We start from the raw sequence: 13,921 nt of genomic DNA on the forward strand, positions 1-13,921 counted from the left end.
AACGTGCTTATAGTTGCGGCGAAAATAAAAATCTGTCATCCGCCAAACTCATTTAAACGAAGCTCTCTAAATTGAGTTCACTCCTTCTAATGGTCGCATATCTCAAGCGAATCAGTATCATTAAAATTTAAAATAAGTGGAATGGGATGTCGTTCCTTAGAAAGAAAAATTTTTAAATAAATGGAGGGAGAATTTCAAAAATGCTTAAAAAATTTTTAGCGAAATTCGGCAAGGGAGCAGCGACAGTAGATTTACAATTCGAAAATCGTCCTTATCAGATTGGTGAAGTAGTACAAGGAGAAGTTGTCATTAAGGGAGGCGAAGTAGATCAACAGATCAACCAGTTGGCAGTTCAATTCATGATGACTGTTAGAGCAAAGAATGGCCAGTCTGTTTCACGGGAGGTTGAGAGGATTCCTTTAAACGGATCATTTGTAATTTCAAAAAAAGAAGAAAAACGCATCCCATTTAATTATCGAATTCCGCAAGCCTTGCCTTTATCTAGAGGCCCTGTATCTTATTATTTTGATACCCATCTTGATATTGAGGGAGGCGTAGATCGGACAGATATTGATTATATCACCATTGGAGCATCGAAAGAGATTCAATCCATTTTTCATGCTCTTTCCCGTTTAGGCTTCCGAGAAAAATCTACTTCAGGAAAGCTTGATCAATATGGCCAAGAATTTGAATTTTTTCCGACACAGTTATTCGCAGACAAAGTTCATGAATTAGAAATTCGTTTTGCTTATGTAGAAGAAGGAGTCAAAGTTTGGATGGAAGTGGAATGTCGATCTGGCTATGGAAAAATCGAAGCGAAACGAGAATTTGTTTTGACTAAAGAAATAGTAGAGAACGAAGACAAGCTGGTGTCCTCGTTCGAAAAATATATTGCAGAAGCAGTCCAGCAACCGGAATTGTATAAACAACCTTTTACCTATCCTACCTATCAGCCTCATCATAAAGGCAGTATGGCAAGCGGCATTGGAAGCATGGTTGGAGGATTGGCGATGGGTGTTTTAGGTGGTATGGTATTAAATGAACTAATGGATAACCTCGGTGTAGATGAAATGTTAGAAGATGCGGCAGAGGCCATAGGTTTGGACGAAGAGAATTTTGATTTAGCTGGCATGGATTTTGGTGATTTTTTTGATGAAAACTAATAAAAAAGCGTATTAACGGTCAGAAGAATGATTATTCTTTTAAAAAAAAACAATTTTATGTTTGATGGAAGAATCCATTTGATCAAGCTTTTTTCCAAATGGATTCTTTTTTATTTACGGTTCAATATTTGTTTGATATTTATAAACAAACTTAATTTTCATTAAGAACATAAATAACAACATTAACATGAATTTTATTAGTATCTAAACTTTTGTTTAAAAAACATATGTCATGGAGTAAAATGGAAATAACTCTAAAAGACTGTGTTTTATTTTAATGAGATAATCATAGCAAAGCATGAAATGCAAATAAAAATGATAAAAATTTAGGAAAGTTTTGAATAAACATTATCAGTAAAACATCGAATGATATACTCCCTTATAAAAATTACGCAACGATATGCTTCTTCTTCGAGGATACAATGGATTTTTACTAAGACATAGGTGCTGACGACAATTTATAGTTGAGCTCTATTGTTCAACTAGAACAAGGGGCATTAAACATTTTGTTTTTTAATTTTTAGCATTTTATCAATTAGCTAAGGGAAAATGACTACATAAAACTAAAAAGGAATGTTCATTTTGGATAATAAGAATAAAAAACTTAAAATTATTATTGTAAGCGCAATTTCAGCAACCATTCTTTGTTCAATCATTGTATTGGCTTCACTTTCTCCAATATCTAATTCAGGACCTAATGTCAATCAATTTGGAGACATCGGTATGTGGATGTCTATAGTTCTCATTCTTATATCTTATGCAATCCCTTTAATTATTTACAGTTTAGGGGTTGATGCATTTAAGTATGTAATGGCTGCACTCTGTGGCTTAGGTCTTCTAATAGGGATGGCTGTTATATTTACTACTATTTTATTTATATTTACTTCTACAACTAGTATGATATTATATGCTTTATTATGTCTTTCCGTTTTATATATTATGTCAAATATAATTTGGATTTTTATTACCTTTTCAACTAGTAATAAAAGCAAAAACACAATTCTTCAATAGGCCTTATTATGCAAATGAGAAGTACAGGAACGGTCCGATAAATTCTAAAATGAAGCCAGTAGAGAAAAATAGTTGTTTTTCTCCGCTGGCTTTTGTAATTTTTCGATTCTTGTCTGAGTTGAAAATGCGGACCCATATTTTCAGGATGCTGTGAACTATTGCCACAATTCCAAACTCGCCCTCCTGCAAGGATCATCTGCAGATCACCCTTGATGTGTCTGAACATTTTTTTTACTTCGACTTTGAGTCGAATGTAAAAAAATCACATCTTTCTTCCTGCGTTTTAGGAACTGCTATTTCTTTCATTTTTCTTTGAACCAACTGGTCAAGTAAGTTCCAGAGAAAGGTGCAATCGTGGAACGACTTGAATATTATGGACTTTTCAAGCAGGGTTTGGAACGTACATTATGCGATCAATTCGATCGAAAGAAATTCGGAAATAGTTGAAACCGATGGGCATTTGAGCAGTTTAGAAATCGTGGGGAAAAGTTGTATATTTGATGATATAAGACTTTCATGAAAAATGGGCAGAGCAAAAGTAGAGAGGAGTACCGAAGCAAAGGAAGTCTTTCAGCAAATGTTTGGTAAATGTTGCAATGAACCATTATTGCAAAAGGCCATACAGGAGACTTAAAATTTAGCCGCATTGTGTGAAGAAAACAGCCCTCTATTCTAAATTTCCATCAGAGGTACTTTATTTATCTTGCATTATACAAAATTATTGACGTTACCGAGTCAGTATCATTACAATAAAAAGGTTAACTTTTCCATTTGTCCTGCCTGACATATTTATTTTTTAAAAACTGTTCCTTATAAACAAAAAATTATTTTCAAAATAAGTTAGGAGGCTATATAAATGGAAATATATTTGAAATACTTTTTAATGGGGTTAACGATTGCTTTACCGATAGGAACCATCACAATTGAAATGACTAAACAAGGGATTAAACATGGTTTTTTACATGGTTGGGCGGTGGGGTTAGGCGGGATGACAGTTGATTTTCTTTTAATTATTGCCATTTATTTAGGATTGGCTCCCCTATTATCGGCCCCTTTAATACAAATTCCATTATGGCTGCTAGGCGCTGTTTTTTTATTTTATTTAGCTTATGATTCGATAAAAAATGCAAATCACGATATGACAATGATTGGCGAACCAACTTATAAATCGATTGGAAAAACATATCGAAATGGTATATTTGTTGCAATCTCGCCAAGTAATTTAATTTTTTGGATATCAATTTTTGGTGTAGTGTTGACAGATTCATTTTCTCAAGCGAATACAGCTGATTTTTTTATTACTGCATTAGGAATCTTATCAGGAATATTGGTACATGACATTATACTTCTTACTATCATTTCGGTTACACGAAAAGCAATGAATAAAAAAGCAATAATGACTGTTTCGATTATTGCCGGAATTTTGTTGTTTGGTTTCGGTTGTACTTTTCTCTATAAATTTTTCATAACATTACAAGCGAACTATCCGTTTTGGTAGGTGCAAATAAATAATGACATTAGTGTAACAGGTTCGAATTGGATCGAAATTGAAAAAACTGCATCTTCAATTTTAGTCCTTCCTTCTATCACGGAACGATATTTTTATTTGAAAAATACGCTTTCCTCGTGGTAATGAAACGGTGAATCATAAAGGAATTTCAGTTTCATTCGATAAAACATCATTAACACTTGAATCTAAAAAATCGGTGATACGGCAATAGCTCTATTTCCCATTAGCTCAAGGAAGAGCAATAGAAACACAGGAGAATCTCCTGAAGCGATGAAAGGATCAAGTTGAACAATTGAGAAAGAGTCATAAGTGTTTAACTCTTTGAGTCTCATACATTGCTTCCGGCAAAACAAACTTTAATACGATTCGCCAAGTATTTTTGGAGAAGTGCATTTTCTCCCTTAAAAAACACGTATTGATTATTCGGCTTGTTGCGTTTTTGCTTGTGCAACATTAAAAAAACAAATATTGGTTATTGACAAAACAAAAATCCAAGCTATATAATATCTAGTAATCAACTAGGAATACTATGTTTCGGTTGCGTAATTTTCGGAAATACATTCAGACGTTCCGTTCCCTTTGAAATGGAATATCTCATTCATGTCGAACAGCGAATTTGCAAAGCTATCTGGATTTATTTGTTTATCAATTGGGCGATTCTTTAACCTTAGAGCATACCAGCAAAAGAAGCAAAATAATCACTGATTGGAAATCTGAGCATATCTTGCATGGATACATGATAAAGTCCAATAGCAAGCTGATGAAGTGATTACAATCATTAGTCCACCAGACCACTGGAGACTTCCTTTCATTTTTAAGGGAGTCTCCTTTTTTATTTTAAGCACCTCAAGACATATTTAATCGTCCATATTCAAGGAGGAATTATAAATGGAAATCTTTTGGTTTATTCCCACAAATGGCGACTTTCGTCAATTAAATCATCAAGAAGGTTCACGTCCTGCAACCTATAACTATTGCAGACAAATTGCACAGGCTGTCGATGATTTAGGCTATAGCGGCGTGTTAATTCCAACAGGAAAAACATGTGAAGAAGGCTTTATTGTCGCTTCAACGCTTGCACCCGTAACAAAAAATTTAAAGTATCTTGTAGCGGTGCGGCCAGGATTAATGTCACCGAGCTTTGCAGCACGCATGTCGGCGACATTGGATCGATTTTCTGACGGTCGGTTATTAATTAATGTGGTGGCTGGCGGAGATCCGGTCGAGCTTGCAGGAGAAGGTGTGTTTTTAGATCACGATGAACGATATGAGTTAACAGATGAATTTTTAACCATTTGGCGTCAATTATTTACAGAAGAAGAAGTTGATTTAGAAGGAGACTATTTACGAATTCGAGGTGGGCAATTGCCATACCCGACAGTTCAAAAACCATATCCGCCGCTATATTTTGGAGGATCTTCACCTGCTGCGATGAAGGTGGCGGCAAAGCATATCGATGTCTATTTAACATGGGGAGAACCACCGGCACAAGTGGAGAAAAAAATTAATAAAATGAGGGCGTACGCTGCTGCCCAAGGAAGAACAGTAAAATTCGGCATCCGGCTGCACGTCATTGTCCGTCCAACAGAAGAGGAAGCATGGGAAGCTGCCAATAAGCTCATTGAACATGTGGATGAGGAAACTATTGCGCAGGCGTTGAAAGTATTTAAGCGGATGGATTCTGAAGGCCAGCGCTTAATGACGAGTTTGCATGAAGGTGATCGTACAAGATTAGAAGTGAGTCCAAATCTTTGGGCCGGTGTTGGATTGGTACGGACCGGTGCGGGCACGGCGCTAGTAGGAGATCCTGATACGGTTGCTGCCCGTATGAAAGAATACGCTGATTTAGGCATTGAGACCTTTATTCTTTCAGGCTATCCGCATTTAGAAGAAGCCTATAGAACAGCGGAATTATTATTCCCGAAACTTCCAATTGATAAAAAGGATACTTCTCATCAGAAGACATTCCTTAGCCCATTCGGAGGAGATATCAAATCGGCTGTTGCGAAATAACAGGTTCATTAAACAATTTGAGGTGACAACAAGAGGATTGTGAAAATGCTTGATTTTAATTGGTGATAACCATCATGTCTCTTTATAGGATGATGCAGAAAGATTTTCATCTGTCACATAGAGGACAGCGGCTCTTTTTGGTTAAAACCAAAGTAAATAAATATGTTTAATTTGAAATAAGACGGTATGAAAGCGGGCAGCTCATCAGCAAGGAAAGGTTTGGCTTTACAGAAAACAGCAGCTCCAAAGTGGATCAATTAGTGAAAATTACGGGATTTAGTATGAGTTGACCAGACGACTGGAGACTTCCTTCATTTTATGGAAGTCTCTTTTCATTTTTTATGGGAATTTGAGTTTAAAAAAGTAAAAACGATTTTAAATGATGAAAAGGGGATGGATAAAATGGCATTCAATCATTCTGAAAAATTAATCAATCAAATATATGATGTAAGTTTTAAAGCAGATGTTCTTGTTATAGGTGGAGGGCCTGCCGGCGCTTGGGCTGCATTATCAGCCAAAAAAAACGGGGCAACGGTTATCTTGGTGGATAAAGGTTATTGCGGCACTAGCGGGGCGACGGCTCCTTCAGGCAATGGAGTATGGTATATACCGCCTGATAAAGAGAAAAGAGAAGAAGCGATGAGAAGCCGTGAAGCCTTAGGAGGGTTTCTTTCTGAACGGAAATGGATGAAAAGGGTACTACAACAAACATATGAAAGTGTCAATCAGCTTGCTGAGTTGTTTTTGCAAGCAAAAAATACAGATAATTGCAGTAAAATTTACAGAGGCTTGCAAGCTCATTTTCTATTATTTGGAATCTGATTTCTTCACAGAAGAAAGGGCGTTTCTTAAACGATAACTTTCTCCTGTGAAGGCGATAATATGGGCGTCATATACGGACGGAATTCTTGGAAAATTATTTCCCCATCGTTGGTAAAACAGATAAATCGGTCCCATTCTTTCTTCATCACTAAGGACTGCTTGATCCGGACTTTATGAATCACAAACTTTTCCCCATCGACCTTAATCTCACCGTATTTATTTACTTTGACTGTATCGATTGAAAAGATTGGAAGATCTTTTAATGGCAACACTTTTAGCTTCTTTTGATCGTCTTGCCATAATTCTTCGATGCTGACACCTTTTTCATAATGCAGGCGTTTCCGATCTTCGATCATCTTCTTTTTCAGCCACTCAGCTAGTTGTTTGAAGTCCTCCATGATAGGAGCCGTGACAAAAAAGTGATTCCGTACATAACTGACTTTTCTTTCTACGTTTCCTTTTTCATGTTCACTGGCCGGATTACACGGTTGAACTTTAAACCCATAATGCGCTTGGAACCGTAGAAAGGCATCCGTATACTCCCATTGGTCTCCTTTTCCTACCGTCACAATGGCGGCAGCTAGATTATCCATTCTCAAATACGTTGGAATTCCTCCTGCTTGGTGAAACAGTTGTTTTAGTCCTTCTAAAAAACACTCTGTATTTTCAAAGGAAGAGGATAAGCAAACGCTGCATTGCTGTATGAAAAGCTTAAAATCAACGTTTTCACGTCTTTATAAGCCCCGTCTTTCACAGTGGTCATGTTCCCAAAATCACCCTGTGCCTCACCCGGAGGGTACTCTAGACAGTTCGATACGAACCTTCGAACCCATATTCCTCTTTCAATTGCTCAAAAATCGCTAGATTTGTTCTCCGATCTTTTCGATTTAGTTTCATGTCCTCCTCTAACCAACAATCCACTATTTCTCCATACCCTTTTTCATACATTATTCCACGTTTTTTCTTCACAACTTCTTGTTCAGATAAATCACCATCCGCATATTTTTTCACGGTTCTCCAATTATGTCCTGTTTTTCTTGCAATTTCATTTATGGACAAGTCTTCGTTTTCTCTTAAATGTTTGATATAATTAACTGCAGGCATTGCTAGCATCCTTTCTTTCCCTCCACCTGTTTAAGTCTGTACACAACCTAAACATGTAGAGGGGATATTGGGAACTGGCAAACCTTTTTTTATGCAATCAAGTTCTGCATTTTTTTGTTGCAGAACTCTGTATTTTTATTTTGCAATAAACAAATGGGAAAGAATTAATACGACTACATTGATTTCAACCAATTGACCATCCTTTGTTTCAAAAGGAATACTCTCTTTCCAATCTAATTGTGCTTGTTTTCCTATCGGTGTTTCAAATCGTGCAGTACCTTTTGGAGAAGGAAATCGTTTGTCCTCCTCAAAGAGCTTTAAACTCTGGCTTTTCCGCATATATGCCCGGAAAGTGGATGCTGTGCAATCCAATCCATGATTATCTTTTAAGTACTGCCATAGTACACGGCGATAATAAAATTACTGCTTGGAATCCTCCGAAAGGAGGGCTGCGATCGTTTCATAATACTCATCAATTTTCGAAGTCTTCTTTCGTGTCCGTTTAGGAACGAACCCTTTTAAATACTTATCTATGGTTCTCCGATCTACACCCAGATCTCTTGCTAATTGACTTTTATTTATTTTCATCTTCAAATGCTCCATTAGTTGTTTGAATTTTGGTAAATCTTCAAGACTCTTAATCTCTAAATCTGTTTCGCCATTTGTTGACATATACATACGAGCCCTATGGTGGGTTCAGGCCATCGCCGCAGATCAATCAACAACCTCGCCACTACTTGCCTGTTATACGGCGCTCAATGGAAAAAAGATATGATTGACGAAGATATCGTGCGTATGGCAGCCGAAGAAATGGGGTACTAACACAGCAGGGGCCGATCGGCCTCTGCTGTGTTCCATCCCACTCTATCCTCATTCTAGTTGATCATCCAAAATAATATGCAAACGTTCGGATATAATCTGCAAAATCTGGAATAATTCGCATTATTTCCGAATCCGTCCGAAATAATTGGAAAAAGGGATTCTGAAATAATGTGCTAATTTACACTCGGGGCTCAAAAAGTCAGTTAATCCTAACTTTTTGGACAGTCTCCTGAAAAATTGCTGTTTTATATTCAACATGATTCTGTTTGTCTGGATTGCCAGCCATCTTACATCTTTCATCTGTTCGCTACGTGATAGAGAACTTTGCAGTAATAAATTTATCTCTTTATTAAGACAAAGGGTTTTTTGGCAATTTTTCCACCTTCACTGTTGAATAAATTGCTTTAACATCCTCTTTTCTTACTTCTGGATACCAGTTTAAACAATTGGCTGCTGAATAAGAAATTGCTAATTTCAGTGATTCCTCATACGGAATATTTTGATCAATGCAATTAGTCAAGACACCTAAAAAAAAGTCACCAGATGCAACTGGATTTTTCGCTTCTATTTCTTTTGTTTTTAAATAAAAAAATTCATTTTCCATTTTGGCAATAACACCTTTTTTTCCTAAAGTAATAATAAAAAACGGTATGTTAGTTTGACCTGATAATAATTGATGGTAGTCTTGGATAGTGTTGAGTTTTTTTTTCGGAAATAGATCCATAATTTCTTCGTCATTGATTTTTATCATATATGGTTTTTCTTTATATGCTTCTACTAAAGGTTTTCCGCTTGTATCAACAAAAATTTTGACATTTCTCTTTTTTAACTTTTTTGAAATCTCTGCAATATAATTGTCAGGCATACCTTTCATCAATGAACCGGAAAATACAATAATGTCATTATCCTTAACGTTTGCTGCAATATTTTGGCTAAATGTCTTCAAAATGTCATTTGTTAAGCTTAAACCTTTTTCATAAATGGGATAGATTACTTTTTTCTCCGTATCTACAACAATATTACAGACTCTTGTATTTTGCATAACTTCTGTAATGACAAGATTTACTTTGCATTTTTTGGCTAAATCAGATAGATATTTACCATTATGTCCGCCGATTATCGTATGAATGCAAACCTCGGCCATTGGATTTTCCTGTTTTATAGCATATGCCACATTGAAGCTCTTTCCACCAGGGAATTCCTTCACCTCAAATGGTCTGTTTGGGGTGGAAGGAGAAAAGTTTTTGACTAATAGTGTTCGGTCTATAGCCGGATTGGGACAAATTAAATGGATCATGGAATACACTCTCCTTATATCAGTATATTAGCAATTGCAAAGAAAAATAGCAATATATTAAGGCTAAATGCAAATAAAATATTGGTTTTTTAATCAAAAAAGCAAAAAAATGCAAAGAAAAGTATTGCGATTATGACTAAATTGGCTTATGATATAGAAAACGGTTACAGGAAAGCAGGTGATAAATTGCTAAATGCAGCAGAAAGAAAAGAAAAAATAATTGAAATTCTTAAAGAAAAGAAAGCAGTAAAGATTTTGAGCTTAAGCAAAATGTTGAAAGTAACTAGGGAAACAATTCGAAAAGATCTATACGAATTGGAAAAAGAAGGATTAATCAAAAAAATTCATGGCGGAGCTGTTTTGGATTTGCCTAATCAAGAATCAGATTATGAAAGAAGGAAAACAAAAAATTTAGAAGCCAAGAGAGCCATTGCAAAAGAGGCAGCTAAACATGTTGAAGACGGCGATATTATCTATCTCGATTATGGTACAACAACGTACCTCTTGGCGGAGGAATTATTAAAATTAAAAAATATCACCGTTGTCACGAATACAATTCCAATCGTTAATTTATTGTTGCGGAGTGATTCAGTTAATTTAGTGATTTTGGGGGGGATGGTAAGAAAAAATGAAGATTCCCTTTATGGACCATTTGCCTCAAACAATATAAAAAACATATATGTTGATATTGGTTTTTTTGGCTGCGGAGGTATTGACAGCTTTAGCGGTATTACGAATCACCATATTGGAGAAACTGAAATTTCCAAAGAAATGATGTCACACTGCCAAAATAAAATTATTCTTGCAGACCATAGTAAATTCGGAACAACCGCTTTTAACCAGACTGCTACATTTTCCGATGTAGATATTATTATCACTGATAAAGATATTGATGAAGAAATTAAATCGGAAATATTAAAGCATAATGTTGAGGTAGTGATTGCAAAAGGAGCATCCGGGGGTGAGGAAAACGATGATTGATTCCAAGTATATTATAAAAGATTTAGATGTTAGCAACCAAAAAGAACTATTTGAAACGATAGGACAGGCTCTTATGGAGGATAAAATTGTAAAGGATGGTTTTATTGAAGCACTCTTAAAGAGAGAAAAAGAATATCCCACTGGTTTACCAGTGAACCCTGGAGTAGCCATACCTCATACAGATGGAACTCTAGTTAATGAAGATCGATTAGTTTTTGCAACTTTAAAAAATCCGGTAACATTTGCTGAAATGGGGGGAAGCGATGAGAATATCATTGACATCCACATCGTCATTTTGATGGCTATTAAAGACGGAAAAAAACATTTGGAAACCTTGCGGCAGCTTATCGATTCGATCAAAAAAGAAGAATTTATCAAAGGGTTGTTTAATAGCAAAAATTCCGATGAGATGGAAACGATCATTAAAAAATTTTTATAAATAAATGGATGGAGGTAATTTATATGAAAAAGAAAATAATTGTTGCTTGCGGTGGAGCTGTAGCAACTTCTACTGTGGCTGCCGAAAAAATTAGAGAATTATTAAAAAAGGAAAATATAGATGCAGAAATTATACAATGCAGAATGAATGAGCTTGAATCTAAAAAAGATGGAGCCGATTTAATCGTTACTACTGCAAGAGTAACGAAAGATTTCGGCGTCCCAGTTGTTCATGGAGTGGCGTTTATTTCAGGAGTAAACGTTCAAAAAACAGAACAGCAAATTTTAGATATTCTTAAATAAATGCTTGCCAAATGGGGGATTTGACATGGCTGTTATCCAATATATTGTTGATTTAGGTGCTAGCGTCATGCTGCCGATCATTATTTTTATAATTGGTTTGCTGTTAAAGCAAGGTGTCGGTAAATCATTACGCTCTGGTTTAACAATTGGAATCGGATTTGTCGGAATTGGGCTAGTCGTTGATTTGCTTAATAAAAACTTGGGACCTGCAGCTCAAGCAATGGCAGACAATTTCAATTTGGGGCTGTCAGTTGTTGATTTAGGATGGCCGGGCACATCGCCTATGGCATGGGCTTCTGCTATGGGATTAATTGCGATCCCGATTGCCATAGCTGTTAACATCGTGATGCTTCTTTTACGGATGACAAAAGTTGTTAACGTAGATATTTGGAATATTTGGCATATGGCTTTTACAGGGGCGATTGTATATGTGGCAACCGACAATTTCACTTTCGGCATTATTGGTATTATTGTCCATGCTATTATTGCCTATAAATTGGGGGATATGTTTGGTCAAGTCACAGATAATTATTTCGGCTTGGAAGGAATTGCAATACCGCACGGAACGTCAGCATATATGGGAGTTATTGCATCGCCAATTGATGATTTAATCGAGAAGATACCGGGAATAAACAAAATTAAAATTGACGGTGAAAAAATAGAACAAAAATTAGGTGTTTTTGGTGAACCAACCATCATTGGTGCCATACTTGGATTTGTTATTGGATTATTAGCAAAGTATCCTGTCGGCCAAGCGCTGCAATTAGCTGTACAAATGGCCAGTGTCATGGTGCTTATGCCAATGGTTGTAAAATTAATTATGCAAGGCTTATTACCTATCTCAGATGCTGCCAAACAAATGCTTGACAAAAAATTTAGCGGCGGCAACTACAAAATCGGCTTGGATCCTGCTTTGCTGCTGGGAGATTCCCAAGTCATATCAGCTAGTTTGCTATTTGTTCCGTTGACGGTTTTAATTGCTGCTATTGTTCCCGGAAACCAAGTGTTACCTTTCGGTGATCTCGCAACGATCGGTTTCTTTGTGGCGATGGCGGTAGCAATTCACAAAGGAAACCTCTTTAGAACACTTATTTCCGGCTCCATTATTATGTTTATTACGATTTGGATTGCAAACCAAATGATATCGTTGCAAACCGCTTTAGGGCAAAGTGTAAATTTGGTGGATGTCGGAGAACGTGTTTCATCTCTAGACCAATCAGGAAGTCCCATTACCTATTTGCTAGCCAAAGGGTTTAGCCTGGAAATGGGAATAGGATTCTTTATCATCTTTCTCATTTATGCGTTCTGTTTCGGGTACACATTTATGAAATATAAGAAGAAAACCATCTATTCAGATGAGAATAATAATTAAATAAGCACCCAAGATACTTTTAGGAGTGGTCAAATTGAAAGCGCTAAGTGTAGTAGATGTCAAAACTTTTAGTCTGGAAGAAATGGAGAAACCACGTGCTGGATTAGGAAACGTCGTTATTAAAGTGGCTTATTGCGGTATTTGCGGATCAGATCTTCCGAGATATTTTAATGGCGCAGTTCATTCATTTCCACAAATATTGGGGCATGAATTTTCCGGTATTGTGGAGGAAGTGGGTGAAAACGTAACATCTGTAAGTCGTGGAGACCGCGTAGCGGTTGCTCCTCTTGTACCTTGCGGAAAATGTGAATTTTGTCAAAAAGGGGAGCCTGCGATGTGTACCCATTACAGTTTTATTGGCTCAAGACAGAGCGGTGCAATGGCAGAATATGTTGAGGTGCCGGCTAGGAATTGTATAAAAATCCCAAACCATCTTTCATTAAAAGAGGCTGCGCTGGTTGAGCCATTGACAGTTGCTATCCATGGAGTAGATCGAGTCAATCTTCATTCAGGAGCCAAAGTTTTAATTTTAGGGGCCGGTACAATCGGATTGCTTACATTGCTTACGCTCCGTGCCAAAGGTGCAGGAGAGATTATTGTAGTGGATTTAAATCCGCATAAGATCAGCATAGCAAAGCAAATCGGGGCAGATGTAGTGATTAATCCGAAGGAACAAACTTTAAAAGATTATTTTTCTACTCATGACCTGCCTGAAATCGTTTATGAAACAGCAGGTAGTGCGTTGACTCAAGTTCAAGCTGTTGAATTTGTTAAAAAAAGAGGGAAAGTCGTCTATATTGGCACATGTACCAAAGACATCCTCTTTCCGCCAAAAGTGTTTGAGAAAATTCTCCGCGGTGAATTAGAAATAACAGGTTCATGGATGTCTTACAGCAGCCCGTTTCCTGGTTATGAGTGGGAAAGTGGGATAAGATATATGGCTGAAAAAGAAATAAATGTACAGCCATTAATCACCGGAGAATTCAAATTAGAAGATAAAGAACAGCCTTTCCAAAAAATGATAGAAAAGGATTCAAAACATATAAAACTTCTCTATAACATGAATGAGAATTAAACAGGAGGTA

11 protein-coding genes and 3 pseudogenes are annotated in these 13,921 nt (G+C 36.5%); 10 read left to right on the forward strand and 4 right to left on the reverse strand.

The genetic code is table 11. The features are described from left to right. The first annotated feature begins 200 nt into the window (after positions 1-200). From RI196_RS01210 to RI196_RS01230, 5 genes are all read left to right on the forward strand, one after another. On the forward strand, positions 201-1,163 hold the full coding sequence (locus RI196_RS01210) for a sporulation protein (protein WP_063386548.1): 963 nt from the start codon (positions 201-203) through the stop codon (positions 1,161-1,163). 582 nt (positions 1,164-1,745) lie between these two features. Continuing rightward, a complete protein-coding gene (locus RI196_RS01215; RefSeq protein WP_311066758.1) occupies positions 1,746-2,174 on the forward strand; it encodes a DUF5391 family protein in 429 nt (142 codons plus the stop codon). Positions 2,175-3,030: 856 nt separating this feature from the next. Then, the gene (locus RI196_RS01220; RefSeq protein ID WP_311066759.1) at positions 3,031-3,672 is read left to right on the forward strand and encodes a LysE family transporter; all 642 of its coding nucleotides are present in this window, start codon (positions 3,031-3,033) and stop codon (positions 3,670-3,672) included. Between the two features lie 900 nt (positions 3,673-4,572). Then, a complete protein-coding gene (ssuD, locus tag RI196_RS01225) occupies positions 4,573-5,697 on the forward strand; it encodes an FMNH2-dependent alkanesulfonate monooxygenase (protein WP_063386476.1) in 1,125 nt (374 codons plus the stop codon). A gap of 318 nt (positions 5,698-6,015) precedes the next feature. After that, complete coding sequence (locus RI196_RS01230) at positions 6,016-6,519, forward strand: FAD-dependent oxidoreductase (RefSeq protein ID WP_066250364.1); 504 nt, start codon at positions 6,016-6,018, stop codon at positions 6,517-6,519. Here RI196_RS01230 and RI196_RS18700 read toward each other — a convergent pair. The 4 genes and pseudogenes from RI196_RS18700 to RI196_RS01245 all read right to left on the reverse strand — a co-directional run. Then, positions 6,505-6,594 (reverse strand): annotated as a pseudogene (locus RI196_RS18700) (ATP-binding protein); the annotation flags it as partial. The gene RI196_RS01230 and the pseudogene RI196_RS18700 overlap by 15 nt on opposite strands. Continuing rightward, positions 6,588-7,632: pseudogene (locus RI196_RS01235) on the reverse strand (IS21/IS408/IS1162 family transposase); the annotation flags it as partial. The pseudogenes RI196_RS18700 and RI196_RS01235, both read right to left, overlap by 7 nt. 144 nt (positions 7,633-7,776) lie before the next feature. Then, positions 7,777-8,301, reverse strand: a pseudogene (locus RI196_RS01240) (IS21 family transposase); the annotation flags it as partial. Positions 8,302-8,794: 493 nt separating this feature from the next. Continuing rightward, the gene (locus RI196_RS01245; protein WP_066250371.1) at positions 8,795-9,742 is read right to left on the reverse strand and encodes a 1-phosphofructokinase family hexose kinase; all 948 of its coding nucleotides are present in this window, start codon (positions 9,740-9,742) and stop codon (positions 8,795-8,797) included. Positions 9,743-9,874: 132 nt separating this feature from the next. On the opposite strand from RI196_RS01245, the gene RI196_RS01250 reads away from it, so the two are divergent. The 5 genes from RI196_RS01250 to RI196_RS01270 are packed head-to-tail and all read left to right on the forward strand — an operon-like array spanning position 9,875 to position 13,911. Further along, entirely contained in the window at positions 9,875-10,723 is an 849-nt protein-coding gene (locus RI196_RS01250; RefSeq protein ID WP_082829562.1) for a DeoR/GlpR family DNA-binding transcription regulator, read from the forward strand. After that, positions 10,704-11,162, forward strand: a complete 459-nt coding sequence (locus RI196_RS01255) for a PTS sugar transporter subunit IIA (protein WP_199757324.1) — start codon at positions 10,704-10,706, stop codon at positions 11,160-11,162. Before RI196_RS01250 ends, RI196_RS01255 begins: the two co-directional genes overlap by 20 nt. Positions 11,163-11,185: 23 nt before the next feature. Beyond that, positions 11,186-11,464 carry a PTS galactitol transporter subunit IIB gene (gene gatB, locus RI196_RS01260; protein WP_066250377.1) on the forward strand — a complete coding sequence of 93 codons (279 nt, stop codon included), beginning with the start codon at positions 11,186-11,188 and terminating at the stop codon, positions 11,462-11,464. A gap of 25 nt (positions 11,465-11,489) precedes the next feature. Next, positions 11,490-12,836, forward strand: coding sequence for a PTS galactitol transporter subunit IIC (locus RI196_RS01265; RefSeq protein WP_066250380.1), 1,347 nt, complete (start codon positions 11,490-11,492; stop codon positions 12,834-12,836). A gap of 34 nt (positions 12,837-12,870) precedes the next feature. After that, a complete protein-coding gene (locus RI196_RS01270) occupies positions 12,871-13,911 on the forward strand; it encodes a galactitol-1-phosphate 5-dehydrogenase (RefSeq protein WP_066250383.1) in 1,041 nt (346 codons plus the stop codon). The last annotated feature ends 10 nt before the right edge of the window (positions 13,912-13,921 follow it).

The sequence above is a fragment of the Aeribacillus composti genome (assembly GCF_031760945.1).
In the GTDB taxonomy this organism is placed as follows: Bacteria; Bacillota; Bacilli; order Bacillales; family Aeribacillaceae; genus Aeribacillus; species Aeribacillus composti.